At 68.2% G+C, this 26,733-nt stretch carries 22 protein-coding genes and 1 pseudogene; 13 read left to right on the top strand and 10 right to left on the bottom strand.

Annotation, left to right across the window (positions count from 1 at the left end; genetic code table 11):
• Positions 1-181 (top strand): annotated as a pseudogene (locus VFY73_RS01780) (ABC transporter ATP-binding protein); the annotation flags it as partial.
• Between the two features lie 77 nt (positions 182-258).
• On the opposite strand, the gene VFY73_RS01775 reads toward VFY73_RS01780, so the two are convergent.
• A complete protein-coding gene (locus tag VFY73_RS01775) occupies positions 259-1,842 on the bottom strand; it encodes a M4 family metallopeptidase (RefSeq protein WP_329716189.1) in 1,584 nt (527 codons plus the stop codon).
• Positions 1,843-2,061: 219 nt separating this feature from the next.
• On the opposite strand from VFY73_RS01775, the gene VFY73_RS01770 reads away from it, so the two are divergent.
• The 3 genes from VFY73_RS01770 (at position 2,062) to VFY73_RS01760 (ending at position 5,655) form a co-directional block, all read left to right on the top strand.
• Positions 2,062-2,949 (top strand): UDP-2,3-diacylglucosamine diphosphatase, encoded by an 888-nt coding sequence (locus VFY73_RS01770; protein WP_414654366.1) that lies wholly within the window; start codon positions 2,062-2,064, stop codon positions 2,947-2,949.
• 77 nt (positions 2,950-3,026) lie between these two features.
• A complete protein-coding gene (ppk1, locus tag VFY73_RS01765; RefSeq protein ID WP_329716188.1) occupies positions 3,027-5,156 on the top strand; it encodes a polyphosphate kinase 1 in 2,130 nt (709 codons plus the stop codon).
• A 10-nt stretch (positions 5,157-5,166) separates the two neighbouring features.
• Positions 5,167-5,655, top strand: coding sequence for a SixA phosphatase family protein (locus VFY73_RS01760; RefSeq protein ID WP_329716187.1), 489 nt, complete (start codon positions 5,167-5,169; stop codon positions 5,653-5,655).
• A 102-nt stretch (positions 5,656-5,757) separates the two neighbouring features.
• On the opposite strand, the gene VFY73_RS01755 is transcribed toward VFY73_RS01760, so the two are convergent.
• Positions 5,758-6,891 carry a DNA alkylation repair protein gene (locus VFY73_RS01755; RefSeq protein ID WP_329716186.1) on the bottom strand — a complete coding sequence of 378 codons (1,134 nt, stop codon included), beginning with the start codon at positions 6,889-6,891 and terminating at the stop codon, positions 5,758-5,760.
• A gap of 142 nt (positions 6,892-7,033) precedes the next feature.
• Between VFY73_RS01755 and VFY73_RS01750 the strand changes: the two genes are divergently transcribed.
• From VFY73_RS01750 to VFY73_RS01735, 4 genes are all read left to right on the top strand, one after another.
• Positions 7,034-8,017: a tripartite tricarboxylate transporter substrate binding protein BugE gene (locus VFY73_RS01750; protein WP_414654365.1), complete on the top strand. Its 984-nt coding sequence runs from the start codon at positions 7,034-7,036 to the stop codon at positions 8,015-8,017.
• Between the two features lie 79 nt (positions 8,018-8,096).
• Positions 8,097-8,489 carry a DUF488 domain-containing protein gene (locus VFY73_RS01745; RefSeq protein WP_329716184.1) on the top strand — a complete coding sequence of 131 codons (393 nt, stop codon included), beginning with the start codon at positions 8,097-8,099 and terminating at the stop codon, positions 8,487-8,489.
• 89 nt (positions 8,490-8,578) lie between these two features.
• Positions 8,579-11,413 carry an ExeM/NucH family extracellular endonuclease gene (locus tag VFY73_RS01740; RefSeq protein ID WP_329716183.1) on the top strand — a complete coding sequence of 945 codons (2,835 nt, stop codon included), beginning with the start codon at positions 8,579-8,581 and terminating at the stop codon, positions 11,411-11,413.
• A gap of 137 nt (positions 11,414-11,550) precedes the next feature.
• Positions 11,551-12,627, top strand: a complete 1,077-nt coding sequence (locus VFY73_RS01735) for a hypothetical protein (protein WP_329716182.1) — start codon at positions 11,551-11,553, stop codon at positions 12,625-12,627.
• Positions 12,628-12,664: 37 nt separating this feature from the next.
• Here VFY73_RS01735 and VFY73_RS01730 read toward each other — a convergent pair whose 3' ends face one another.
• The 3 genes from VFY73_RS01730 to VFY73_RS01720 all read right to left on the bottom strand — a co-directional run bounded on the left by VFY73_RS01730 (position 12,665) and on the right by VFY73_RS01720 (position 14,419).
• Positions 12,665-12,802, bottom strand: coding sequence for a hypothetical protein (locus VFY73_RS01730; protein WP_329716181.1), 138 nt, complete (start codon positions 12,800-12,802; stop codon positions 12,665-12,667).
• A gap of 75 nt (positions 12,803-12,877) precedes the next feature.
• The gene (locus VFY73_RS01725; protein ID WP_329716180.1) at positions 12,878-13,267 is read right to left on the bottom strand and encodes a choice-of-anchor tandem repeat GloVer-containing protein; all 390 of its coding nucleotides are present in this window, start codon (positions 13,265-13,267) and stop codon (positions 12,878-12,880) included.
• 168 nt (positions 13,268-13,435) lie between these two features.
• Positions 13,436-14,419, bottom strand: a complete 984-nt coding sequence (locus VFY73_RS01720; RefSeq protein WP_329716179.1) for an NAD-dependent epimerase/dehydratase family protein — start codon at positions 14,417-14,419, stop codon at positions 13,436-13,438.
• Positions 14,420-14,569: 150 nt separating this feature from the next.
• Here VFY73_RS01720 and VFY73_RS01715 point away from each other — a divergent pair, with 150 nt between their 5' ends.
• The 3 genes from VFY73_RS01715 to VFY73_RS01705 all read left to right on the top strand — a co-directional run bounded on the left by VFY73_RS01715 (position 14,570) and on the right by VFY73_RS01705 (position 18,346).
• The gene (locus VFY73_RS01715; RefSeq protein ID WP_329716178.1) at positions 14,570-15,550 is read left to right on the top strand and encodes a lysylphosphatidylglycerol synthase domain-containing protein; all 981 of its coding nucleotides are present in this window, start codon (positions 14,570-14,572) and stop codon (positions 15,548-15,550) included.
• A complete protein-coding gene (locus tag VFY73_RS01710; protein ID WP_329716177.1) occupies positions 15,547-16,623 on the top strand; it encodes a glycosyltransferase family 2 protein in 1,077 nt (358 codons plus the stop codon). Before VFY73_RS01715 ends, VFY73_RS01710 begins: the two co-directional genes overlap by 4 nt.
• A gap of 79 nt (positions 16,624-16,702) precedes the next feature.
• Complete coding sequence (locus VFY73_RS01705) at positions 16,703-18,346, top strand: glycosyltransferase family 39 protein (protein ID WP_329716176.1); 1,644 nt, start codon at positions 16,703-16,705, stop codon at positions 18,344-18,346.
• Between the two features lie 9 nt (positions 18,347-18,355).
• Here VFY73_RS01705 and VFY73_RS01700 read toward each other — a convergent pair whose 3' ends face one another.
• From VFY73_RS01700 to VFY73_RS01690, 3 genes are all read right to left on the bottom strand, one after another.
• On the bottom strand, positions 18,356-19,456 hold the full coding sequence (locus tag VFY73_RS01700; protein WP_329716175.1) for a radical SAM protein: 1,101 nt from the start codon (positions 19,454-19,456) through the stop codon (positions 18,356-18,358).
• Positions 19,453-20,163, bottom strand: a complete 711-nt coding sequence (locus tag VFY73_RS01695; protein ID WP_329716174.1) for a class I SAM-dependent methyltransferase — start codon at positions 20,161-20,163, stop codon at positions 19,453-19,455. Before VFY73_RS01695 ends, VFY73_RS01700 begins: the two co-directional genes overlap by 4 nt.
• 198 nt (positions 20,164-20,361) lie before the next feature.
• Positions 20,362-21,426 (bottom strand): hypothetical protein, encoded by a 1,065-nt coding sequence (locus tag VFY73_RS01690; protein ID WP_329716173.1) that lies wholly within the window; start codon positions 21,424-21,426, stop codon positions 20,362-20,364.
• A 101-nt stretch (positions 21,427-21,527) separates the two neighbouring features.
• Between VFY73_RS01690 and lplT the strand changes: the two genes are divergently transcribed.
• The gene (gene lplT / locus VFY73_RS01685) at positions 21,528-22,823 is read left to right on the top strand and encodes a lysophospholipid transporter LplT (protein ID WP_329716172.1); all 1,296 of its coding nucleotides are present in this window, start codon (positions 21,528-21,530) and stop codon (positions 22,821-22,823) included.
• Positions 22,824-22,884: 61 nt separating this feature from the next.
• Here lplT and VFY73_RS01680 read toward each other — a convergent pair whose 3' ends face one another.
• Complete coding sequence (locus tag VFY73_RS01680) at positions 22,885-24,156, bottom strand: glycosyltransferase family 1 protein (RefSeq protein WP_329716171.1); 1,272 nt, start codon at positions 24,154-24,156, stop codon at positions 22,885-22,887.
• 169 nt (positions 24,157-24,325) lie between these two features.
• Here VFY73_RS01680 and VFY73_RS01675 point away from each other — a divergent pair, with 169 nt between their 5' ends.
• Positions 24,326-24,946 (top strand): hypothetical protein, encoded by a 621-nt coding sequence (locus tag VFY73_RS01675; RefSeq protein ID WP_329716170.1) that lies wholly within the window; start codon positions 24,326-24,328, stop codon positions 24,944-24,946.
• 98 nt (positions 24,947-25,044) lie between these two features.
• Here VFY73_RS01675 and VFY73_RS01670 read toward each other — a convergent pair whose 3' ends face one another.
• Positions 25,045-26,715: an aminotransferase class III-fold pyridoxal phosphate-dependent enzyme gene (locus tag VFY73_RS01670; RefSeq protein ID WP_329716169.1), complete on the bottom strand. Its 1,671-nt coding sequence runs from the start codon at positions 26,713-26,715 to the stop codon at positions 25,045-25,047.
• Positions 26,716-26,733: the final 18 nt, after the last annotated feature.

Raw genomic sequence — 26,733 nt, 5'->3', positions numbered from 1 at the left:
GGTCGTCGACACCATCCACAAGCAAGGCACCACCGTGCTGCTGGTCGAGCAGAACGCCAGCCGCGCCCTCGGCCTGGCCAACCGCGGCTATGTCATGGAGTCCGGCGAGGTCACCATGAGCGGGCCGGCCAAGCAGTTGCTCAACGACCCGAAGGTGCGGGCGGCATACCTGGGCGAGTAAGCACAGCGCGCGTCACACCGGCCAAAAAAAGGCCACCCGAAGGTGGCCCACAGACTTCCGGAGCAAAACGGAAGGGATTACTTGACGTTCACCGCCGCCCATGCGGCGTTGACCTTGTTCCACACCTTCGAGCCCACACCGCCGTACAGGTCGGCTGCGGCCGACAAGGTGGCTTCGCGGGCCTGGTGGTAGTTGGTGTTGGAGGTCATGTACACCGACAGCGCGCGGTACCAGATCTTCTCGGCCTTGGCTCGGCCAACGCCCTTGACCACCGCGTTGCCGGTCGCCACGCGGGTGTCGCCGGCCTGGCAGGTCTTGGAGTGCGGGAAGTTCAGCGACTGCGAGCCTTGGGCCAGCATGTAGAAGAAGTGGTTGCCGACGCCCGACGAGAAGTGCACGTCGAGGTTGCCTACGCCGTCATACCAGCAGTCGGCCGATGAGCCGTCGTCACTGGGTTGAATCATCGTGCGCAGCGGGCCGCCGCCGTCGCGCGGCAGGCGCTCGCCAATCAGGTAGTCCGGCGTTTCTTCGGGAATGTTGGCGTAGAACTCGACCATCGAGCCGAAGATGTCCGAGGTCGACTCGTTCAGGCCGCCGGACTCGCCCGAATAGGTCAGGTTGGCGGTGCGCGAGGTCACACCGTGGCTCATTTCGTGACCGGCCACGTCGATCGCGACCAGCGGCCAGTAGCTGGCATCGCCGTCGCCGTAGCTCATGCAGAAGCAGCTGTCGCTCCACGATGCGTTGACCCACGGGAAGCCGAACAACGATTGGTGCACCTTCGAGGTGGCGCCCTTGCCGTCGTCGGCAATGCCGTGACGGCCGTGGATGTTGAGGTAGTAGTCCCAGGTGTATGCGTGGCCGGCCGCGGCGTCGACGGCCACCGTCGCGCGATCGGTCTTGGTGCCGTCGCCCCACTCGTTGTCGGCGTCGGTGAACAGCGTGCCGGCGCCGCTGAACTTGCCCTTCAGGTCGTACACCGCATGGTTGCCACGGGTGGTGTCGCGCAATGCGAAGCCGCCGCCTTGTTGCGAGTCGGTGTCGATGTCGATGGTGCCCAGGAACAGGCTGTGGCCGGTGCCGACGGCCGCGGCGTGCATGATGTCGTCGAAGCTGTCCAGCACCTTGCCGCTGTGGGCGTTCACGATGACGTGCCTTTCGGTGGGCACGCCCTCGTGCGTCTGGCCGACATAGAGCACGTCCCAGGCCAACGCCGGCTTCTGGTGGCGCGCGAACACGACCAACTCGCTGGTCACGGTCGCACCGGCGGCCACGCGGGCGGTGCCCAGGCCCAGCACCTCGGCGTCGGCGGCCTTCACCTTGGGCTGCACGGCCAGCATCGGCGCGTGGGCCAGCGTGCGCGACAGACCACGCAACGAACCGTCGGCGCGACTGTGCACGACGACGTCACCACCGATCACGCGCAGGCCCTGGAAGCGGCGGGCAAAGCGCACATGCTCGGTGCCGTCGACATCGACGATCGCGTCGCGGGCTTCGAAGCCGTGGCCGGCGGCCTCACGCGCATCCTGCTGCAAATGGGCCAATGCACGGGCGACGGCGCCCGGGTGATCGGCCGGTGCGGCCTGCGTCATCGGGGCCGCGGCAATGCTGAACAACGCAGCGCAGGCCAGGGCTACGCGGCGAAGTGAGTGCGAATTCAAGCTGGTCTCCTTGTGGGCGAATCAAATGGGGGCGCGCTCCTGCGGTCCAGGCGCGTGGGCCGCATGATGTCGGCGACAACCTTCTGTCACAAGGCTTTCACGATCGCGCAAGGGGCTTTGCTGAAGATCGTTGAACAAGAGCGCCGGCCGCGGAAAGTCATTGAAAGTTCATGACGTTTTCATCGGCGGGTCACTGGCCATCGCGAGCATGCAACAACCATGCAGACTGCCGCCCTCGACTTGCCGCCCTCGTTGCATGCCGCTGCGTCATCGATGGGGCCGCTGCGGTTTCGAACGCTGTGGATCTCCGACATTCATCTCGGCACGCCGGGTTGCCAGGCCACGGCGCTGCTGGAGTTCCTGAAGTCCACGGAGTGCGAGACGCTGTACCTCGTGGGCGACATCATCGACGGCTGGCAACTGCGTCGCGGCTGGTACTGGCCGCAGGCCCACAACGACGTGGTGCAGAAGCTGCTGCGCAAAGTGCGCAAGGGCACGCGAGTCGTCTTCGTGCCGGGCAACCACGACGAGTTTGCGCGCAAGTACCTGGGTCACAGTTTCGGTGGCATCGAGGTGATCGAAGACTGCGTGCACGAGACGGCGGACGGCAGACGCCTGTGGGTGACCCATGGCGACCTGTTTGACGGCGTGATCCAGTGTGCCAAGTGGCTGGCGCATGTCGGCGACTCACTCTACGAATTCACGCTGAAGCTGAACCGGCAGTTGAACCGGCTGCGCGGGCGTCTGGGCCTGCCGTACTGGAGCCTGTCGAAATACCTCAAGCTCAAGGTCAAGCGCGCGGTCAGCTATGTGAGCGACTTCGAGGCCGCCGTGGCACGCGAGGCGCGCAGGCGCGGCGTGCATGGTGTCGTCTGCGGCCACATCCACCACGCCGAACTGCGCGAAATCGACGGTGTGCTCTACGCCAATGACGGCGACTGGGTCGAAAGCCTGACCGCCCTGGCCGAGCACGCCGATGGCCGGCTCGAACTGATCGACTGGACGCAGACAGCGCTCGCGCTGGCCGCTGCCGAGGCAGCGCCTGCGGCGTCGCCGTCGTACCTGCCTGAAACCGTGGTGGCCGGGGTCCCGGTGATGGGGGCCTGATGCGTCGGCTCGCGCCGCGTGACGGCATGCGCCGAAAGGGTCATGCCAATGTCACAACAGATTCATAAACTCGCAGCATGAGTGACTTCTTGTCCAACGCCGCTGCGGTGGACGTGCCCGCCCCGAGCGCCACGCCCCCCCCCGCATTGCTCAACCGCGAACAGGCGATCCTGGAGTTCAACCGCCGCGTGCTGGCCCAGGCCCAGCGCGAGGACGTGCCGCTGCTGGAGCGGCTGCGCTACGTGACTATCGTCTCGTCCAACCTCGACGAGTTCTTCGAGGTGCGTTTCGCCGACACGCTGGAGGCGGCGCGTGCCGCACCCGGCGATGCCTCGCGCGCCGACCTGGCCGAGGTGGCGTCGCGGGCCCATGCGCTGATCGACGAACAGTACGCGGTCTTCAACGACGAGGTGATGCCCGCGCTGGCCCGCCACGGCATCGAGGTCATCAACCACGAAGATCGCAACGAGGGCCAGCGCGAGTGGGTGGCCGGCTTTTTCGAGCGCGAGGTGCGGCCGCTGCTGATCCCCGTCGGGCTGGACCCGGCCCACCCGTTCCCCCAGGTGGCCAACAAGTCGCTCAACTTCATCGTCCGCCTGGGCGGGCGCGACGCGTTCGGCCGCGAGAGCCAGATCGCCATCGTCAAGGTGCCGCGGGTACTCCCGCGCGTGATCCGGCTGCCGGCCAATGTCTGCCGGCCGGGCCAGCAAGGCTTTGTGTTGCTGTCCAGCGTGATCCGCGCACACCTGCAGGATCTGTTCCCCGGTCGCGAGGTCGAGTTCTTCTCCCAGTTCCGGGTCACGCGCGATTCCGACCTGGATGTCGACGAGGATGACGTCACCAACCTGCGCCAGGCGCTGCGCAGTGGCTTGACCACACGCCATTTCGGCCAGGCCATCCGGCTGGAGGTGGTCAGCAGCTGCCCGGAGCAGCTGTGGCGCCTGCTGCTGGAGCAATTCGACCTGCCGGATGCGGCGCTGTACCGTGTCAACGGCCCGGTTAACCTGGTGCGCCTGACCCAGCTGATCGACCAGGCCGACGACCTGGTGGGCGGCGAGTGGATGCGGTTCCCGCGCTACGAGCCGGCCTGGCCGGAAGGCCGGCTGCCGCGCCACCACACGTTCTTCGACACGCTGCGCGAACGCGACGTGCTGTTGCACCATCCGTTCGAGAGCTTCGAGCCGGTGGTCGAGTTCCTGCGCCAGGCGGTGCATGACCCGGAAGTGCTGGCCATCAAGCAGACGGTCTACCGCACCGGCGAGAAATCGGTGCTGATGGACCTGCTGATCGAAGCGGCGCGGCGCGGCAAGGAGGTGATGGTCGTCGTCGAGCTGAAAGCCCGCTTCGACGAAGAGGCCAACATCAACTGGGCCGAGCGGCTGGAAGCCGTGGGCGCACAGGTCGTCTACGGCATCGTCGGGTTGAAGACCCACGCCAAACTGCTGCTGATCACCCGGCGCGAACTCACCAACCGCGGCGTCACGCACCTGCGCCGCTATGTCCACCTGTCGACCGGCAACTACAACCCGAAGACCGCGCGGCTGTACACCGACATTGGCTACCTGACGTCCGACCCCGGGATCGCCTCCGACGCCGATGGCGTGTTCCAGCAGATTGCCAGCCTGACGCGGGTCAAGCCGCCGCGCCATCTGTTGACCGCGCCTTTCGTGCTGCACCGGCGGCTGGTCAAGCACATCGGCCAAGTGGCCGAAGCGGCGCGGGCTGGCCGGCCGGCACGCATCGTGGTCAAGTGCAACGCCTTGACCGAACCGGCCCTGATCCACGCCCTCGTCGATGCCGGCCGCGCGGGCGCGCAGATCGACCTGGTGGTACGTGGCGCCTGCATGTTGCCGCCGGGCCTGGTCGGGCAGACCGAGAACGTCCGCGTGCGTTCGGTGATCGGCCGCTTCCTCGAGCACTCGCGCATCCTCTACTTCCGCTGGGGCGACGGCGACGATGAAGAGGCGCTGTACCTGTCCAGCGCCGACTGGATGGGCCGCAACATGTTTCGCCGCATCGAGCTCGCCTGGCCGGTGCGCGATGCCAAGTTGCGCCAGCGCGTGCTCGACGAATGCCTGGTGCCCTACCTGTACGACGGCCGTGATGCCTGGCTGCTGCAAAGCGACGGCAGCTACCGCGCGGCCAGTGGCGGCGCCAGTGCGCAGCAGGCGCTGATGGCCCGTTTCAACCTGGGTACCAACGCCTGAGGTCTTGAGCATGGATCTGATCCTCTGGCGCCATGCCGAAGCCGAAGAGTTGGCCGACGGTGTCGACGATCCGGCACGTGGCCTGACGAGCAAGGGTGAGCGCCACGCCCGCCGCGTTGCCGATTGGCTGAACCAGGTGTTGCCGCATTCGACCAAGGTGCTGGCCAGTCCCGCCCTGCGCGCCCGGCAGACGGCCGAGACGCTGGAGCGCAAGTTCAAGATCTCGGATGCGCTGGCGCCCGAAGGATCGGTCGAGGGGCTGTTGGCGGCCGTGCGCTGGCCCGACGCCCGCGAGCCGGTGCTGGTGGTTGGCCACCAGCCGACACTGGGCCTGACCGCGGCCTACCTGATGACCGGCGCCCGCCTGCTCGGCGCCGAGGCCGAGCTGCTGGTGCCGTGGTCGATTCGCAAGGGGGGTGTCTGGTGGCTGCGCCACCGGCCGCGCGAGGACCGGGGCGAGGTGGTGCTTGTCGCTGTGCGGAGCCCGGAACTCGTTTGACGAGTTCCGGGCCCCGCAGCGACAAGCTCTAACGTTCCGCTCCCCCGGGCCCCCTCCGGGCGGGGGCTCCAGTATGAGTGACGGGCTGCCGCGCGTGTTGGGTCAGGCGAGGGTGAATCCGGCCTCGGCGACTTGGGCGCCGTTGATCTGGATGGTGACGGCGTGCCAGCCGGGGTAATAGCGCCGCGTGGTGATCGGGCGCAGGCTGTGGCGGCGAGTCAATGTGCACTTCTCGCCAGCGGCCAGTGTCAAGCTCCAGCCCTTGAAGACCTTGGGTGACGGGGTGCCGCGGGCGGTGACATGGTGCACGGCGTAGTCGATCACCAGCGTTTGCGCACTGCGGGCCTTGGAGTGCAGTTGCAGCGTCAACACCACCTCGCCACCTACCGCCACCTTCTTCGGTGCGATGTTGAGTGTGGCCTCGCCCTTGAAACGCCCACCGATACCCCAGGCCATCATCACCCGGGGGTGGCCTTGCTTGATCAAGCTGCGGCTTGCATGGCGCAGCAGCGAGCTGCGTTCGGGCGGAGCAGCGGGCAGGTGCTGCTCCAACCAGTCGGCCAGCAGCTCGGGGTGATCCTTGGCGATGTCGTTCAGGTGGTTGGCGACGCTGCGGCGCACGACCTCGTCGGGGTCGTCCTGCAGCTTGTGCAGCAAAGCGAAAGCGGGACTCGGGTCGACCACCGATGCCTGCAACCGCAGACCCCACGGCAGACGCGGTCGGCTGCCTTCGCTGGCCAGGCGGCGCACCGCGGCGCTCGGATCTTCCGACCAACGCATCAGGACCGGCCAGACCTCGCCCGGGTGGTCGCGCAACAACGGTCGGATTGCGAACTCGGCGGTGAAACGTTGTGTCAACGCGTGCAGGCACTGCAGGCCACGCTGCAGGTCTGCCGGGCGCTGCGCCACGCGCCGGGCAACGAACTCGCCCAGCGACCAGACGATCCAACCGCCGAGGCCGGCACCGTCTGTGGCGTTGCCGCTGGCGCCGTGCCCGCCTGCAGGCGCCAGAGCCGCTTCGACGATGCCGGCTGCCTGCGCAAAGTCCGCCGGCAGGCAGGTGTCCAGTGCCTCGGCGATCTGCATCGCGCGGGCTTTCATCTCCAAGCCGTCCAGCCCATTGCCGGCCAGGCGCTCGAAGCGGCGGCGGTCGAACGTGGGCCAGGCGGCCTGCAAATGGGCGGCGGCAACGGCCACCGTGCGGGCGTTGATGAGGTTCTTGAAGGCGTCAGGCATGGGGCAGCAGCATAGTGAAAACCATAGGCCGTGCAGGCCCCTGACTACGTGATTCCCACAAACCCTGCTGACAGTACCGGCGCGAGCATGCAGTCGGGCTCTTTCCTGACATCATTCAACGAACGCCACCTTTGTACTGGAGATGCGCATGACCTCTCGCCGCCACCTCGTCGCTGCCACCGCCTTGCTGGCCTGCGCCTGGGGCGCCACCTCGGCGCAGGCCCAGGGTTACCCGGCCAAACCCGTCAAGCTGATCGTTCCGTTTGCGCCGGGCGGCACGACGGACATCATTGCCCGCGTGGTGGCCGAGAAACTGGGGCCGAATCTCGGCGGCACGGTGATCGTCGAGAACAAGAGCGGCGGCGGGGGCGTCGTCGGCGCGACCGAAATCTCGCGCGCCGCGCCCGACGGCTACACGCTGGGCATGGCCACGGTCTCGACCACCGCCGCCAACCCGGCGATCAACCCGGCTGTCAGTTACGACCCGATCAGCGGCTTCACGCCGATCACCAACATTGCCGCGACGCCGAACGTGATCGCGGTGCACCCGTCGTTCCCGGCCAAGGACTACAAGAGCTTCCTGGCCGAGATCCAGGCCAAGCCCGGCAAGTACAGCTTCGCGACCTCCGGTACCGGCGGCATTGGTCACCTGCAGATGGAGCTGTACAAGAGCCTGACCAAGACCTTCATCACCCACATCCCGTACCGCGGTGCGGGCCCGGCCTTGAACGACGTGGTCGCTGGCCAGGTGCCGATCATTTTCGACAACCTGCCTTCGGCGCTGCCGTTCATCAAGGACGGCCGTCTGATCCCGATCGTCGTGGCCGCGCCCCAGCGCGTGGCCTCGCTGCCGAACGTGCCGACCCTGGCCGAGGTCGGCCTGACGCCGGTCAACCGGATGGCCTACTACGGCATCCACGCCCCGGCCAACCTGCCCAAGGACATCGTCGACAAGATCAACGCAGCGGTGAAGAAGACGGTGGAAATGCCCGATGTGAAGAAGCGCATCGAGGACACCGGCTCGATCATCGTCGCGAACTCGCCGGCCGATTTCGCCAAGCAGATCCAGGACGAGCTGATGACCTACAAGCGCGTCGTCCAGTTGCAGCGCCTGAAGCTCGATTGAGCAGGAAAAAGGGGGCATCGCCGCCAAGCGACGGTGCCTCCTTCGGGACCGAGTGACTCCATGAGCCTTCGGGGGCTCCATGACCATCCGCATCGTCAAGCTCGGCAGCGAGCGTGCACCCGGCGAGGGCACGCGCATCGGTACGGTGCGGCGGCCGCCGCGCGGCGTGCCGAAGACCGAGTTCGCCTCGCGCAACTACTACGACGTCTGGTACCCGAACCTGGCGCCGAGCGTCGAGACGATGAAGCTCGGCCAGCAGGCCGAGACCCCGGCGCAGTGGGCGGCCTTCGTCAAAGCCTACCGGCACGAGATGGCCGAGCCCGACGCGGCGCGCTCGATCGCGCTGCTGGCGGCGCTGTCACACCAAAGTCACTTTTCGGTGGGCTGTTATTGTGAGATAGAGGCGCAGTGCCACCGCTCGGTGCTGCGCGCGTTGTTGCAGGAACAAGGGGCTGAAATCGCGCCCGCATAAGTGCTCTAAGTAACTAGCGCCGCGACATGGCGGTGTCATGCTGGATCGTTAGGCTTCGCGCCCTCATTGCAACGATCTCTGACACACCCATGCGCAACCGATTCCCTCTGCGGCCGCTGTTTGCCGCGTTTCTGGCGGCCGGCCTCGTCCTGCCGGCGTTGGCATCTACCTCTGGCGTCGTTGTCAGTCAGGTCTATGGCGGCGGCGGCAACTCCGGCGCCACGCTGAAGAACGACTTCATCGAGCTGTTCAACGCAGGCAGCAACCCGGTTGCGCTGGCCGGTTGGTCGGTGCAGTACAACTCGACCACCGGCACCGGCACCTGGTTGAAGACGGATCTGTCGGGCGTGGTGCTGCAGCCGCGCCAGTACTACCTGGTGCAAGAAGCGGCCGGTACCGGCGGCACGCAGGACCTGCCGACGCCTGACGCGACCGGCACCATCTTCATGAGCGCCACCGGCGGCAAGGTGGCGCTGGTCAGCAGCACCGTCGCGCTGGTTGGCGACAAGCCCAGCTCGTCCAGCATCGTCGATCTGGTCGGCTACGGCAGCGCCAATTTCTTCGAGGGCTCGGGCGCTGCGCCGGCGCCGTCGAACACCACCGGCGACCTGCGGGCGGCCAACGGCTGCACCGACAGCGACCAGAACATCTCCGACTTCGCCATCGGCGCCCCGACGCCGCGCAACACCGGTGCGCCGCTGGGCAGCTGTGGCGGCGACGGTCCGACCGAGCGCACGATCATGGAGATCCAGGGCAGCGGCACGACCAGCCCCTTTGCCGGCCAGCCGGTGAAGACCTCGGGCGTGGTCACCCGTGTCAACAACAACGGCTTCTTCATGCAAGACGCGACGGGTGATGGCAACAGCACCACGTCGGACGGCATCTTCGTCTACACCGGGTCGGCCCCGACCGTATCGGCCGGCCAACTGGTGCAGCTGACCGCCAACATCGTCGAGTTCAACACCGGCGCCGGCAGCAACGCCGACACCGCGGCCCACCCGGTGACCGAGCTGAGCGGCGTTGCAAACCTCAATGTGCTGTCGAGCGGCCACAGCATCGCGCCGAAGGTCATCACGTTCCCCGAAGCGAGCAATGACGACCTCGAGCGCGTCGAAGGCATGCTGGTGACGATCAACCGCCCGCTGACCGCGTCACAGAACTACTTCCAGGGCCGTTATGGCCAGGTCACGCTGTCCGCCGATGGCCGCATGGAAACGCCGACCAACCGCCACCGCCCGGGTACGCCGGACGCATTGGCGTTGGCCGATGCCAACGCGCGCAGCCGCATCATCCTGGACGACGGCACGACGGCCCAGAACCCGGACCCGACGCCCTATATCGGCCAGGGCAACACGCTGCGCAGCGGCGACACCGTCGCCTCGGTGACCGGCGTGGTCGACTACGGTCTGGCCACCAGCAGCAACGCCGGCTTCGGCGACTACAAGCTGCACCCGGTGGGCGCCGTCACCTTCAGCCGCGACAACCCGCGCAGCAACGCGCCGGTCCCGCTGCCCGGCAACCTGAAGCTGGCCAGCTTCAACGTGCTGAACTACTTCACCACCTTCACCGACGGCACCGACGTCGATGGCAACACCGGCCAGGGCTGCCTGCTCGACGGCGTCAGCTCGCCGGCCAACTGCCGCGGGGCGAGCAACCTGGCCGAGTTCCAGCGCCAGCGCACCAAGATCATCGAAGCGATCGCCGCGATCGACGCCGATGCGCTGGGCCTGGTGGAAATGCAGAACAACGGTGCCAAGGCGGTCGGCAATCTGGTCGCCGCCCTGAACGCCAAGGTCGGCGCAGGCACCTACGCCGCGGTGGCCGACCCGTCCAGCGGCACCGGCACCGACGCGATCAAGGTCGCGATGATCTACAAGCCGGCCCGCGTCGCGTTGGTCAACGCGTCGCAAAGCGACACCGACGCGGTCCACAACCGCCCACCGTTGGCACAGACCTTTGCCGCGCTGAACGGCGAGCGCTTCACGCTGGTCGTCAACCACATGAAATCCAAGGGCAGCTGCCCGACCCAAAGCGACCCTGACTACGACGGCAACTTTGACGCGGGCGACGGCCAGGGCTGCTGGAACGCACTTCGCGTGAGCCAGGCCGAGCGCACGGCCAGCTGGGTCGGTGCCCTCGCCGCGGGCGCCGGCACCGACCGTGCGTTGCTGCTGGGCGACATGAATGCCTACGCGAAGGAAGACCCGGTGATCGCCTTCGCGAGCAGCGGCTTCGCCGACCAGATCGGCCGCTTCAACAGCTTCGGCTACTCGTATGTATTCGACGGCGCTGCGGGCCGGCTCGACCACGCGCTGGCCAGCGCGACGATGGCGACGCAGCTGACCGACGCGATCGAATGGCACATCAACGCCGACGAGCCGGTGGTGATCGACTACAACACCGAGTTCAAGAAGCCGCTGTGCGCGAACTGCGGGCCGGACTACTACAGCCCGACGCCATTCCGTTCGTCCGACCATGACCCGGTGGTGACCGGCCTGTACCTGGTCAAGACCATCACCGGCGGCGCCGGCAAGGACACGCTGGTGGGCACGCCGGGTGACGACCAGCTGATCGGCGGCGGCGATGCCGACAAGCTGACCGGCGGCGGGGGGGAAGACGTCTTCACCTACACGAGGATGTCGGACAAGAAGGACTCGATCATCGACTTCGCGCCCGCTGTCGACCGCATCGACCTGCGTGCGCTGCTGGTCAGCATTGGCTACGGCGGTAGCGACCCGATCGTGGACAAGGTGGTCCGGCTGCGCGATGGCCTGAACGGCGCCAAGCTGCAGATCGACACCGACGGCACGGCAGGCTCGGCGGGCTGGAAGGATCTGGCGGTGTTGAAGGGTGTGCTCGCCGGTGACGTGGTGCCGTCGCGCGACCTGATCTTCTTCGATGCCGCGCAGCGCGCCGCGCGCTGAGCGACGCATCGACAGCCGGGCAGCCGGCCGTGCCCACGAAGCCCGACCCCGGTCGGGCTTTTTTTCGGCGCACGGCCCTGTGGATGCGGAGCCGACCGGTTATCGTCGGTGGCTGCGACCACACCAGGGAGGCGTTCTTGTCCAGGATTGCATATCGGCCGATGGCCCGTTTCATGGCCTTGCTCGGCCTCACCCTGGCTGCCACGGCCTGGGCCGCCGCGCCGACCTACCGCGTCACCGACCTTGGCCTGCCGCAGGGGGCGGTGTCGATGCAGCCCTCGGCATTGAACGACACGGGCGAAGTCCTGGGCTATGCGGACATGGTCGACCAGTCAGTGGTCATCCAGCCCTTTCTTTGGTCGGCGGCCACCGGAATCCGCGGCTGGGACACGCTGCTCACCAGGGGACGAAACGAACTTGGCGGCCTGAACGACCGAGGCCGGGTGGTCGGGACCCACCAGGACGGACAGGGCACGCCACAGGCCTTCGTCTGGACCGAAACGAACGGCGTACGCCCGATCGGCGCACTGGTGCCCGGTGGCATCAGCTTTGGCAGCGACATCAACGATCGCGCTCAGGTGGTGGGCACGGCCATAGCGGCTGACGATGCGTCGCACCTGTTTGTCTGGAGCGGAACGCAGGGCATGGTCGATCGCCACCCGGCGGGCGCACTGGCCAGCTACGGCCATGCGATCAACCTGCTCGGCCAAGTGGCCGGCATGATGGTGCTGGCGGATGGTCGGCAGCGCGCCATCATCGTCGAACCCAGTGGCCATTGGATGCGGCTCGGCTGCATCGGCGCCGACAACGGCCAGCCCTGCCACAGCCAGGCGCTTGGCATCAACGACCGCGGTGACGTCGTCGGCGTCAGCGGTACCGGCGCCCGCTCGCATGGATTCATCTGGTCAGCCGAAGCCGGCATGCGCGACATCGCCGCTGGCGGCCCCTATGCGGGCAACGAGGTCAAGGCACAAGCGATCAATGCCGCTGGGCAGGTGGTCGGCAGCCTCATGGTGCAGAACTTCTACCGCGCAGCCTATTGGGACGCTGCCAATGGTCTGCACGACATCGCCGACCTGATCGACCCGGCCGATCCGCTGGCCGGCAGGGTGAAGTACACGACGCCGGTCGGCATCAATGCCGCCGGTCAGATCGCCTTGTCCGGCGAGATCGACGGCGTCAAGCACGCGATGGTGCTCACGCCGGTGCGCTGAGCGAGGCGGTTGCGCTGAAGCTGGCGTCGGCGCCGCTTCAGCGCGCGGCGTCCCACATCGTGCGCAGATAGGCTACGGTGTACGGCACCGGCGGCAACAGCCGATCGCCCTCCAGTCGCCCGCCGAACGGCGGCAGCGTCAGCACCCACGCCGTGGCGGCGACCGCCAGCACCACCAGACCGTGCAGCGAGATCCAGATGCGGCGCCAGCGGCGGGGGACATGGCGGGTCGGCGGTCGTTCGGCATCAACTCAAGGGGCGGGCGTCAACGCGTAGATCGCTCCATTGTTGGCCACGCCGCCGCCGTGGGTGGTACCGAACAGAGGGCCCTCGGGCATCTGAACCAGTGCACCGACGGGGCTGTCGGCGTCGGTGGTCATCCAGCCGGCAAAGTCGACCAGTTGCTCGAAGCCGTGGGCCGACGACAAGCGATAGACGCCGCCTTCGCCCCACTTGCCGCCGCTGTTCGTCGTTCCATACAACGAGCCGTCGGCTGCTTGCATCAACGGACCCACCGGCTTGTACTGCTGGCCGTTGTATTCCGGGTGTCCCGGGCCATGGAAGGCATGCAGGACCGTCAACTCACCTGACAGCGACAGCCGAAACACCGTACCGCCCAGTCGCGGCCCGCTTTCAGCCATGGCGCCGTAGTACTGCCCGTCAGGGCCAATCAGCGAGGTGCCTGCCGGGCTGCCGGGACTGATCGACCCCGGCATCAACCGCTGGAAGCATGTTCTGGTCACCGGGCACATCGACGGCGTCGAGCACGCGTTGTTGTTCATGCCGGTGCACTGACCGACCGTCGCCGTTCAGCGCTCGAGCGGCTCCCAGGCTTCGATCCAGCGTGCGAACCGTCCGAGTCCGTCGGCCAGCGAGGTGCAGGCCCAGTCGCCGATGCGTGCGCGCAGGCGGCCATCGTCGGCGCAGGTCACCGGCACGTCGCCGGGCTGCATCGGGCCGAACTCGATCTGTGCTGTCAGGCCCAGCGCTTCTTCGAGCGTGCGCACGAAATCGACCACCTTCACCGGCACGTGGTGGCCCAGGTTGTAGACGTCCGATTCGGTCGGCCGCTCGGCCGGCGTCGGTGCATTCAGCAGGCCGACCACCGCGTCGACGATGTCGTCGATGCAGGTGAAGTCGCGCAGCAGCTGGCCTTCGGCGAACAGCGTGATCGGCTGGCCGGCGCGGATGCGGCGCGAGAACGAGAAGTACGCCATGTCCGGCCGGCCCCAGGGGCCGTAGACGGTAAAGAAGCGCAGGCCCGTCGAACGCAGGCCGTGGATGCTGGCGTAGGTGTGCGCGATCAGCTCGTTGGCGATCTTGGTCGCGGCGTAGAGCGAGGCCGGGCGGTCGACGCGGTCGGTCTCGCGGAACGGCGCGTCGGTGCGGTTGCCATAGACGCTGGATGAGCTGGCGTACAGCAGGTGCGGCACGGCCGCCTCACGGCAGGCTTCGATGACGTTCGCAAAACCGACCAGGTTCGACTGGATGTAGTCGGCCGGGGCCTTGATCGAGTGCCGCACGCCGGCCTGTGCGGCGAGGTGGATCACGGCGTCGAAGCCGCCTTGCACGATCAGCTGGCGCGTGGCCGTGCCGTTGCACAGGTCCAGCAGCTGGCAGGGCACGCCCAAGGGCTGCAACAGCGCCGCGACGCGGTCGTGCTTCAGCCGAGGCTCGTAGTAGGTGTTGAAGTTGTCGACACCGGTGACCCGGTGGCCGTCGCGCGCCAACTCGGCCGCCACATGGGCGCCGATGAAGCCGGCCGCGCCGGTGACGAGGATGTTCTGGGCCATGGGCCGACGATGATAGCCCCGCGCTTTGCCGCGCCCCGGGTGTGGGGCCAAGATGGCAGGAGCGCCGGGCCGCTGCCAAGGCGCGCGGGACGGGCCGAAGGGCCTGGGGGCCTGCTGCTACCATCGCGCGCCATTCCACGCCTGCTCAAGATGCCCCCGACGCCCGACGCTGCGCGCCGCCCCTGGACGCGCCTGCTGCTTGCCAGCGCGCTGGGCCTCGGCTTGTTGGCGTGGCTGTTGCGGCAGGTGGACCTGGCTCCACTGGCTGCCGCGTTGGCGGCCACGCCGCCCTGGCTGTGGGCCGTGGCGCTGGCCGGCCTGGGCCTGAGCTACGCGCTGCGGGCCGAACGCTTGCGGCGCGAATGGGGCTCGTGGTTCGCGGCCGATGCCGCGCGCGGCTCGGCCCCTGGGTTCATGGCCTGCCTGGCGCTGTTCCTGACGCACAACGCCGCCATCGTCGTGCTGCCGCTGCGCGCAGGCGAGGCGGGCTACCCCTTGCTGATGCAGCGCCGCTTCGGCGTGCCGCTGGGTGATTCGCTGCGCAGCCTGCTGTGGCTGCGGCTGCAGGATGCCGCGGTGCTGGCCACCCTGGCGGCGTTGTGGCTGCCACCGTTCACCCGCGAGGCGCGCATCGGCTGGGCCGTGCTGTTGGCGCTCGCTTGGGCGCTGGTGCTGCTGTTCGGTGCCCGTGCGCTGGCGGCCCTCTCGGCCCGGGTGCCGTTGGTGCAGCGCTTCGAGTCGGCCTGGCTGACGCACCGCAACGACCGCCTCGGCTGGGTCTTGTGTGCCGCCAACTGGGTGGTCAAGTTGGCGGTGTTCACTCTGGTGCTGCAGGCGCTGGCGCCGCTCGACATGGCGGCGGCGCTGCGCGGTGCGCTGGGCGGCGAGGTGGCCTCGGTGCTGCCGCTGCAGGGCCCGGCCGGCCTGGGTACCTATGAAGCCGGCGTGTGGGCGGCGACGCGGATGGACGGCGGCGCAGTCGGCGACTCCGCAGGCGCCCAGGTGGCCGCCGGCGCGCTGGCGCTGCACGCCTTCAGCTTGGCGGTGGCCCTGGCCGCGGCTGCGATGATCATGCCCTGGGCCCGTCGACAGGCGAGCACCGGGACAAAGTTGGAGAAGAACGAACGATGAGCAACACCACCTTGACTTCGCCGGCACCGGCCGTCGACCTGCCCGCGGCGCGCGCGCTGGCACTGACCCAGCTGACGCCGCACCGCCTGTCGGTGGTGGTGCCGATGTACAACGAGATCGACAACGCCAAGCCGCTGATCGACGCGGTGCAAGCCGCGTTGGCGGCCTACCCGCAGCCGTGGGAGCTGATCGTCGTCGACGACGGCAGCCGCGACGGCACCGGCCGCGCGCTGCAGGACCACGCGGCCTCCGTCGGCCCGCACATCCGTGTGCTGCGGCTGCTGCGCAACTTCCGCCAGACGGCCGCGATGCAGGCCGGCATCGATGCCGCGCGCGGCGACATCATCGTGACGATGGACGGCGACCTCCAGAACGACCCGCAGGACATTCCGTTGCTGGTCGCCAAGCTGCTGAACGAGCCTTACGACATGGTGGCCGGCTGGCGCCAGAACCGGCAGGACGGCTTCGCATTGCGCAAGTTCCCGTCGATGCTGGCGAACCGGCTGATCCGCCGCGTCACCGACTTGAAGTTCCAGGACCTGGGCTGCAGCCTGAAGGCGTTCCGTGCGCCGGTGCTGCGCGAGATCCGGCTGTATGGCGAGATGCACCGCTTCATCCCCGCCTGGCTGGCGACCGTGACCTCGCCGACGCGCATGGCCGAGGTGCCGGTCAGCCACCATGCCCGCACCGCCGGCGAGTCGAAGTACGGCATCTCGCGCACCTTCCGCGTGCTGGTCGATTTGCTGGCGGTCTACTTCTTCCTGAACTTCGGCGCGCGGCCGGGCCACTTCTTCGGCACCGTGGGCTTGGGCATCGGCGCGCTCGGCACGATGATCCTCGGCTATCTCGGCGTGCTGAAGCTGCTGGGCGAATCGGTCGGTGGCCGGCCGCTGTTGATCCTGGGCTTCTTCATGGTCATCGGTGGGCTGCAGTTCCTGTGCACCGGCGTGCTGGCCGAGCTGCTGATCCGCATCTATTACGAAGGCGGCCATGCGCGGCAGTACCACACGATGGTGCAGCCGACGCTCGATGACGCCGATGCCTGGCATGAAATGGGAGCCCCCGGCCGATGAGTACATCGACCACCCCCCGCGGGGGTGCTCGGCCGCCTTGGGGCGGCCCGGCGCCGGCCGAAACGAAAGCCCCCAGCCGATGAGTACATCGTCTACCCCCCGTGGGGGTGCTCGGCCGCCTTGGGGCGGCCCGGCGCCGGCCGAGTCGCGCATTCATCGTCGCATTCCCTGGGCGCTGGCCCTCGCGTTGCTGCTGCTGGCGATCTTCCAGCTCGGCGCGGCGCCGCTGTTCGACGTCGATGAAGGCGCGTTCAGCGAGGCCACGCGAGAGATGCTGCAAAGCGGCGACTGGGGTCACACGACGCTGAACGGCGAAGACCGCTTCGACAAGCCGATCCTGGTCTACTGGCTGCAGGCGGCGAGCGTCGGCCTGCTGGGCCTGAACGAGTTCGCGCTGCGCTTGCCGTCGGCACTGTGCGCCTGGGGCTGGGCCTTGGCGTTGTTCGTGTTCGCCCGCCCGCGGCTCGGTGACAGGGTGGCGGTCAGTGCTGCGTTGATGCTCGCGACCAGCCTGGGTGTGCTGGCGATCGGCCGCGCAGCCACCGCCGATGCGCTGCTGAACTTCCTGCTCGTGCTGACCGTGTGCGATGCGTGGCGGTGGCTCGAGACCGAACAGAAAGCCCCGCTGCGCCGCGCTTTCGCGTGGATGGGCCTGGGCCTGCTCGCCAAGGGGCCGGTGGCGGTGCTGGTGCCGGTGGCTGCCGGCGGCGTCTGGCTGATCACGGCATGGGACTGGCGTCTCGCGCTGCGCCGCATCGGCCAGGCCGTCGGCGACGTGCCGGCCTGGCTGTTGTTGATCGGCATTGCGGCACCCTGGTATGCCTATGCGCTGAACCGCCACGGCCAGGCTTTCATCGACGGCTTCTTCGTGCGGCACAACCTGGCGCGCTACAGCAGCGCGATGGAGCAGCATGGGGGCGGCGTCGGCTATTACCTCGCCGTGCTGCCGCTGCTGCTGCTGCCGTGGGCGCCGCTGCTGGCCGCGGTGGTGTGGCGGGCCAAGGCGCATTGGCGAGACCCGCTTGGCCGCTTCCTGCTCGGCTGGGGCGGCTTCGTGCTGGTGTTCTTCTCGCTGTCGGGCACCAAGCTGCCGCACTACGTGCTCTATGGCGCGACGCCGTTCGTGCTGCTGATGGCTATCGAGCTGGAGCGCTGCGGCCAGGCGATGCGATGGGCGCTGGCGGTCAGCGCGTTGATCTTGCTGGCACTGTTCGTGGTGCCCGCCTGGCTGCTGCCGTGGCTGCTGCCGCTCGTGCCCAAGCCGGAATACCGTGCCTTGCTGTCGCATGCGCCAGCGGCGTTGGGCCTGATGATCGCCGGCACCGTGGCTGCCGGGGTGGTCATCGGCCTGGCTGCCGCGCCGGCGCGTCTGCGTGAAGGGCTGGCGCCCAGCGCGACGCCGCTGCTGTCGAGCTGCGTCGTCGCGTTGGTGCTGCTGGGTTTCGGGTTGCCCTGGTGGGGCACGCTGCTGCAAGGCCCCGTGCGTGAAGCCGGGCTGCACGCGCGCCAGCGGCCGGAGGTGGCGGTGCAATGGAAGCTGCACAGGCCCAGCTTCGCGGTCTACCGCGAGCAACCCACGCCGCGGCGCGCACCAGCGCCAGGCGAGCTGGCGCTGGTCAACGTCGAACACCTGAAGAAGCTGCCGGCCAACGACGCCAATGCCTACGACATCGAGTTCGAAGAGCGTGGCATCGCGCTGATCCGCTGGCGCGGCGCGCGTTGAACCCCAGGCTCAGCGCGGCCGCGGGCTGAGCATGACGACGCGTCGCCAGTCTTGCGCGATCGTCCGGTGCGACAGGCACGAGCTGGCACATTTTGCAGAGCCCAGCGCCGAGCACTGCAAGGTCTCGGCGCGCTGTGCGCGCGCGAAGGCGCTGGTCCAGATCTCGCGCACGCTCTGGCGCGTGACGTTGCCAATGACCGGGTACTCCCAGCAGGTGCGCACGTCGCCATTGGCCAGGATGTGAAAGTCCCGCAGCCCGACGCGGCAGGGGGTGCGCTCGGGCGTCACGCGATCACCACGGAAATGTGCGGCCCATGACAGCAACCGGCGCTCCTCGGTCTCGATCGGGGCACCGGCCCGCTTGGCGGCGATCAGCGACTGCACGACCTGCTCCAGCCGCGCTTCGTCCGCCGGGCGCAGCCACAGGTCGCGCTTGACCTCGGCCGTCCACGGGCGAACCGGGCTGAAGTCGACCGACGACGCACCGGCCCGCACGACCCAGTCGACCAGGTCCCGCATCTCGTGCAGGTTCTGTCGGTGGACGGTGGCCTTGATGCGGATCGGAAAGCTGCCGCCCGCCGTATCGCGCGCCGACCTGAGCCGTTGCAGACCTTGGCTGATGCGGGCCAGCGAGCCCGGCATGCCGCGCGACGCGTCGTGCACTGCGTCGCTGGCGCCGTCGACCGAGATGTCCACGTTGAGCGGCGACGCCGACACGATGCGCGCCACGTTGGACGCTGTCAGTGCGGACCCGTTGGTGATCATGCCCCACTGGATTCGCCGCGCGGCACACCACTGCACCAGGTCGAGAAAGGGCTTGAACAGCAGCGGTTCACCGCCGGCGAACTGCACGTTGAAGCGTCCGACGTAGCTTTGCAGATCGGCGAACGTACGCTGCCACTGCGCCAGGCCCATCTCGGCCGGGTAGTCGTCCAGCCGCCAGCAGGCGCAGGAACTGCAGCGGTAGTTGCAGCGCTCGGTCGGGTGGGCCCGGATCGCGAACGGGCGTGCCAGCTCCAGCCCGGTTCCCAGCTGAATGGCCTCACGCAACTCCTGGCCCAGGCGCTGGCTGCCCAGCGACATCAAACGGGTGGCCTGGCGCAGGTTCATGGGTGGCTGCGACGGTACATCGACCACGACTTGGTGAAACAGCCGACCCGCTCGGTGTAGACCTGCGCCTCGGGAAACAGCCTGCGCAGGGTGCCCAGTCGCAGGTAGTTCGTCTGCGCGAGCGGGCAGTGCCAGGGCTCGTGGCCGTGGCGGCGATCGTGCCGGGTGGCCCAGGCGTCGCGCAGCGGGCGAGGGTAGAACCAGAAGAATGGCAGCCCGGTGTGCGCCTCGATCGGGAAGGTCCAGGCCGGTGTCTGGACCCAGTACCCGCGCCCGACCCGGCGGACCTCGCCCGCGAAGCGGGCTACACGCTCGGTATCACCCAGGTGCTCGATGACGCTGTTGCTGAAGACGATGTCGAAGGATTGGTCGCCGAACAGGCCCAGATCGGTCGCGTCGCCGACGACGACCTGCCACTCGGCGCCGTTGGTCGGCAGACGCCACGGCCGCAGGGTGCCGGCGCTGGCTGCCGACGTGTTCAGCAAAGTCAGCCGATAGGGCTGCTCGGCCAGCGACCAGGTCTCGATGTTGCCGCCCAGGTCGAGGATGCGGTCGCCCGGGCGGGCGCCCAGCCTGTCGGCGAAGGCGCGCAGGCGCCGGGCTCGCCAGCGGCGTTGCAGCCGTTCCTTCAGCGGCACCGCATGCGGGGTGGGGTCGTGTTCACGGGCCGTGCCGCAAGGCTCGGCCGGCACGAGATCCTGGGCCATTGGCTACCTCCACTTTTTTTGTCGGCTTGTCTGCGATCTCGTCGGCCGTGGCGTCGAAGACCGATTCATCCTAGTACCGAGTCGTTCAGAAAGTGCGTGCTTTTTGCACGTTAGCGGATGGCGTGGTGGGCACTGATGGAGTTAGGGGTCCTCGACGAAGCCTGATCCCCCAAGTCCGAGGTGACTCGGCGCCGCCTGTCAGGCGACCGGCGTGACGAGGAAGGCCCGCGGCACGCCGCGGTGCGTGCCCTGGCCGACGATCTGGCCCAGGTTGTTGATGTCGACGGCCTTGTTCAGGACCCAGCCGTCGTGGTCGCCGTCGATGAGGCGGTTCAGGTCGACCATCGTGCCGTCCTGCCAGATGAACGCATGCGGCACGCGCGGGCTGTCGGGCGCGATGACGGAAGAACTGCCGACGACCATGCCGGCGTCGTTCAGGGCCAGCGGCCAGATGCTCTGGTCGGGGCCGGGCAACTGGCCGAGATCGATGGCAACGCCGTTCTGCCACAGGTAGCCGTAGCCGCGCTGCTCGTCGACGACCTGCCGGTAACGCCCGCAGACCTGGCCGGCCGCGTTGATGTCGGTGGCTTCGTGTTGCGGCGAGCCCAGCACGTCCAGCAGGAGCGCGGTGCCCTGGCGGCAGACATACGACTGAACTCGCCCATGCGTGCCCAGGCCGTAGCAGGCGACGTCACCGGCCTGATTGATCGCGTTGGCTTGGACGATCCGCCGGCCGGTTTCGGCACTGAGGTCGACCCTCCGTCCGTCGCGCCACAGCACGCCAAAGCTGGGGTAGAGGAAACCGGTCACGACCCCCGCATCGTTGATGTCGGTCGCGAAGGCGCTGTCATGCTCGTTGACCTTGTCGAAGTATTGCCGCGTCCCGCCTTGCCAGGTCCAGGCGTTCTGGTCGTAGCTCACGTTGGCGTTTTCGAGGTCGTAACCCGCCACCACGCCCAACGAATTGATGGCCACCGCAGACGACGAGACGCTGCGCTGATCCATGCGCAGGCCACGCATCCGGCCTGCCTTGGAGATGAAGCCCACGCCCTTGTTGTCGCCGTCGTGGCGGGTCGCCATGCCGACGGCGACGCCGTGCTCGTTGATGCCATTGACGATGATCGTGCCGCCGCCCAGATCGCCCAGGTCGGTGACGCGGTAGCGGGGCCACGCCGATGCGGCGCGGCCCGACAGGCTGGTGGTGGCCAGGGCGGCGCCCAAGCCGTGGGTCAGGAACTCGCGGCGGCCGAACGACGACGACATGGTGAAACCTCCGCTGTGGGTTGTCTGCAACGGTGTCAAGTTTCGCCGAAACCGCCAACCGACTCGCCGGCTGTCACACAAGCGCATTGAAATGGCGGGCCATGAAGTTGCCCGCCAGCCGATCAGCCGAAGTTCCTGTGTCGGGCGCCACATCGAGGCTGCCGCGTGGCTTCCGCTGGCTGATCGCTGCGCAGTTCGCTTCGGCGCTGGCTGACAACGCGCTGTTGATCGTCACCATCGCGCTGCTGCAGCAGCAAGGGCTGCCGGGCTGGTGGGCGCCGTTGCTGAAGTTCGGCTTCACGATCTCGTACGTGCTGCTGGCGCCCTTCGTCGGGCCGCTGGCCGATGCGTTCCCGAAGGCGCGGTTGATGGCCTGCATGAACGCGGTCAAGGCGCTCGGCGTGCTGGCCTTGTTGGCGGGCGTGCACCCGGTGCTGGCCTTCGTTGTCGTCGGCTTCGGCGCCGCGGCCTATGCGCCATGCAAGTACGGGCTGATCACCGAACTGGTGCCCATCGAGCGGCTGGTGGCCGCCAACGGCTGGCTCGAGGTCTCGGTGGTCTGCGCCGCGCTGCTCGGCACGGTGCTGGGTGGGGCATTGGTCAGCCCGTGGTTGCTCGGAACGGCCTGGATGCTAGCCACCAGCCAGGCCCTGGCTGCGCTGCCGCTGGTGGCCGGCCGCAGTGCGCTCGACACCTCGCTGGCGCTGCTGCTGACGCTGTATGGCCTGGCCGGCTTGTTCAACATCGGTGTTCCCGACAGCGGCGCCCGCTACCCCGCCGGCCGGGTCCACCCGGTGGCGCTGGTGGTCGACTTCTGGCATGACCACCGCACGCTGTGGTGCGACCGCGATGGCGGCCTGTCGCTGGCGGTGACGACGATCTTCTGGGGTGTCGGTGCGACCCTGCAGTTCGCGGTGCTGCGCTGGGCGGTCGGCGTGTTGGAGCTGACGCTGGACCAGGCCGCCTACCTGCAGGCCGCGGTGGCCATCGGGGTGGTGATTGGCGCCACCGCCGCCGGGCGCTGGGTGCCGCTGTCACAAGCCAAGCGCATGTTGCCGGCCGGCGTCATGCTGGGCCTGATGATGCCGGTGGTGGCCAGCGCCGGTGCGCTCGGCCTGGCGGTGCCGCTGCTGGCGATCGTCGGCATCGTCGGTGGCCTGATGGTGGTGCCGTTGAACGCGCTGCTGCAGCACCGGGGTCATCAGTTGCTCAGCGCGGGCCGCTCGGTCGCCGTGCAAGGCTGCAGCGAAAACGCCAGCATCCTGGCGATGCTGGCGGGTTACGCGACGATGATCGCGCTGGACGTGCCGATCGTGCCGCTGATGTGGGTCTTCGGCCTGGCGATCGCTGCGGCGATGGCACTGCTGATGCTGCGGGTGCGTGCACTGCGGCGTTGAGGCGAACCGGTCGAGGGGCCGGTTCGCATGCGTCCTGCGCATGCGCGTTCGGTGCAGCCCGTCAGTCGGCTGGCGTGGCCAATGGTCGGCTGCCGGCAGGTCGCATTGCGTGGTCTTCGGCGATGGCCTCGCCGCTCTGGATCACGTGCAGCAGCACGTTCTCGAAGCGTGCGATGACATCGTCCCACCCCAGTCGCAAGGCGGCCTCGCGGGCGGACGTGCCCATCGCGACACGGTGCGCGCGATCGGTCGCGATGCGCACTGCCTCGCGCACGAAGGCGTTGCTGTCGCCCATCGCCACCAACACGCCACTGCGGCCGTGCTGGATGATCTGCGACGCGGCGGCGTAGTCGAAGGCCACGACCGGCAGCCCGCTGGCCATCGCCTCGGGCGTCACGTTGCCGAAGGTTTCGGTCAGGCTCGGGAACAGGAACAGGTCGAGCGAAGCGTAGTGCGCCGACAGCGCATTGCCAACTTGCTGGCCGGTGAACACCGCGTCGGGCCAGCGCGCCTGCAACTCGGCCCGCAGCGGACCTTCGCCAATCACCACCAGCTTGGCGCGCGCGTCGAAGCGGCGAATGGAGTCGAACGCCTCGCTGAGCGTCGCCAGGTTCTTCTCGGCGGCCAGCCGGCCGACGTAGCCGACCACCAGGTCGTCCGGCGCCACACCCCAGCCGTGGCGCAACGCTTCATCGCGAAAGCCGGGATGGAATCGTTCGGTGTCGACGCCGCGCTTGACGACCGTCACATGGCGGAAGCCCGCGGTCTCCAGGTCGCGACGCAGCGCCTCGGTCGGCACCATCGTGGCCTGCGTGCGGTTATGGAACTTGCGCAGGTAGGCCATGATCGGCCGGTGCAGCCAGCCGACGCCGTAGTGCTTGCTGTAGGCGTGGAAGTTGGTGCGAAAGTCCGAGCACACCGGCAGCTTCAGGTGCAGCGCCGCCTGCAACGCAGACCAGCCGAGCGGCCCTTCGGTGGCGATGTGCACGACGTCCGGCCGGTGGGTCGACCACAGCTTGACCAGCGCACGCTTGGACGGCACGCCCATGCGCAGGTTCGGGTACTTCGGGATCGGCAGCCCGCGCATCAGCACTTCATGGAAACCCGGTTGCTGCTCGGCGGCCTGTGTCGCAGCCTGGCGCGGCCGGATCAGCTGAACATCGTGGTTACGCCGGTGCAGGCCTTCGACGAAGCGCGCCATCGTGCTGGCCACGCCGTTGACCTCGGGCGGGTAGGTCTCGGTGACACAGGCCAGGCGCAGCGAGCGGCGCGGCGCGGCGATGCTGTCGACGACGATGCCGTGGGTCTCGGTCCGGTACGCGGTCGGCTTCATGCCGGGCATCGTGCCTGGCTTGCACAACAGTTCGATGACAGTCCTGCGCCACGTGCATCGTCACGGCCATTTCACATCCGGTGGTCACCATCGTGTCATGCCGAAGCCTGCGTTGCCGTCGCACGCATGCGCGGCGGCCTGGCTCCCCCCGTCTGCACCGAGGTTCAATGTGAAAGCCTTTCTGAAAGAGCTGGCCACCCAGCGCTGGGACGATCACCGCTACTACCACCACAGCCGCATCAACCAGAGCCTGCACCTGGTCAGCGCGATCAGCTTCGTGGTCGCTTATGGGCTGCTGTGGATCGAGCCGGCGTATGCGGCGATCTTGGCCTGGTGCGTGTCGATGACGACGCGCCAGGCCGGCCACTTCTTCTTCGAGCCGCGCGGCTATGACGAGGTCAACCAGGCCACCGACGAGTACAAGGAAGAGATCAAGGTCGGCTACAACATCCGGCGCAAGATCGTGCTGATGGGCGCCTGGGTCGCGCTGCCGTTGCTGCTGTGGCTGCAGCCCAGCCTGTTCGGTTTGATCGAGCCGGCGGTCGGCTGGGCGGGCTACGCGCACGACGTGGGCCTGGCCTGGTTGTTCCTCGGCGTCAGCGGGCTGCTGTTTCGCGTCGCCCAGCTGACCTGGCAGCAAAGCCTGGGCACCGGCCTGGTCTGGATGAGCAAGATCCTGACCGACCCGTTCCACGACATCTGGCTGTACCACAAGGCGCCGCTGCACCTGCTGCGCGGCGAGCTGATCGATCCGATGGCGCACGTGCACGGGCACGTGCCGTCGCACTGAGGCCCGCACCCTCCGGGAGGGTGCACGGCCGGCTTGGCTTGCAGGTCAAGCCGTGGACAGCCCGAGCGCTGGCCGCGACGGCAGGCTGACTCAGGACCCTAGCGACCGATGCCGAAGCGGCGGTTCAGCATCTCTTTCAGGATGCCGCACTTGATGGTGCGGTTGCTCTGCGCCGGATCGGCCCACCACCAGCCATCGGCCTGCATGGCCTGCCCCGCGGCGACGAAGCGTTCGAGCACCGCATCGAAGTCGGCATGGCTGTAGTTCAGGCTGAAGATCAACCGACCCGTGCCCACCCAGCTCAAGGCCAGGCCATGCAAGCGCAGGTAGAACTGCAGCATCCAGTTGTAGCGCGACGGCTCGGTGTAGCTCACCGTCCAGATCGACGACAGGTTGGCCACCCGCACCGGCAGGCCGGCTTCGGCCATGCGCTGGTTGAAGCGCGCGGCGCGCGCGTTCCAGCGTTCGTCCAGCCCGTCGTACAGCGCTTGCACCTCGGGCCGCGCCAGGTGGTCGAGAAAGGCCTTCATTGCGCAGACCACGTAAGGGTGGGCGTTGAAGGTGCCGCGGGCGAAGCAGATGTCGGCCGGGCGCTCGGCGCGAAAGCGCTGCATCAGCGCCTGCTGGCCGCACACGACGCCGACCGGCAGGCCGCCGCCCAAGGTCTTGCCGTAGGTGACCAGATCCGCCTTGACGCCAAAGTATTCCTGCGCACCACCTGGTGCCAGGCGAAACCCGACGAAGACCTCGTCGACGATCAGCACGATGCCGCGCTCGCTGCAGACGGCCCGCAGCTTCTTCAGCCAGGCGGTGTAGGCCTCGCGGTCGAAATGCGCAGCGCGGCTCGAATCGACCAGCGAAGAATCGCCGGGCGCGCCCTTGTTCGGATGCAGCGCCTGCAGCGGGTTGACCAGCACACAGGCGATGTCGGTGCGGGTGCGCAGCACGTGCAGGCTGCGGTCGTTCATGTCCTCGAGGGTGTAGGTGTCGCGCGGCGGCACCGGGTTGCCCGGGCCGGGCTGCACGTCGTCCCACCAGCCGTGGTAGGCGCCGCAAAAGCGCACCAGGTGGCTGCGCCGCGTGTGATAACGCGCCAGCCGCACGGCCTGCATCACCGCTTCGGTGCCGGACATGTGGAACGACACGGCATCGTGGCCCGAGATGGTCTTCAGTTGGCGCACCACGTCCAGCAGGGCCGGGTGGTAGGCGCCAAGCACCGGCCCGAGCGCACGGGCGTGGGCTTCGGCTTCGGCGATGCATTGCTTGTAGACGTCGTAGCCGAGCAGGTTGACGCCGTACGAGCCGGTGAGGTCGTAGAAGACATTGCCGTCCAGGTCTTCCACCGTCACGCCGGCCGAGGCTTGCAGCACGCTGCCGACGCTCAAGTGCTGGCGCAGGTAGGGACCGTACTGGAACGGTACGCGGTAGGCGCCGGTGAACTGCAGGTCGGGCAGCGCGCTGCGTGCCTCGGCAGTGGCTGCCGCGCTGAGCGGGTAGCGCTCGGCGTAGGTGGTGGCCAGTCGTGCGAAGCCGGCGCGGCGGCGCGCCTGGCATTCGGGCGGCGCACCGTCCGAGCCGAAGAAACCGGCCTCGTCGTAGGCGTAGCCGGGGATCAGCGATGCAACCCGCTTGGCCATGCGCGCGTGGCCGGTCAGCGAGCGGTGCTTGGCGCGCGAAAGCTGCAAGCGCCGCCGTGCGCGCGGCAGTGCCCAACCGAGTGCCCCGACCAGCAGCGCGGGCCATGCCAGGGTGGCGAGGGTGTCGTCCATGTGTCGCCTGCAAGAAAA

The organism is Ideonella sp., from assembly GCF_036277275.1.
Classification (GTDB): Bacteria; Pseudomonadota; Gammaproteobacteria; order Burkholderiales; family Burkholderiaceae_C; genus Ideonella.
Note: the sequence above shows the minus strand (reverse complement) of the source record. Positions and strands in the feature narration are given on the sequence as shown.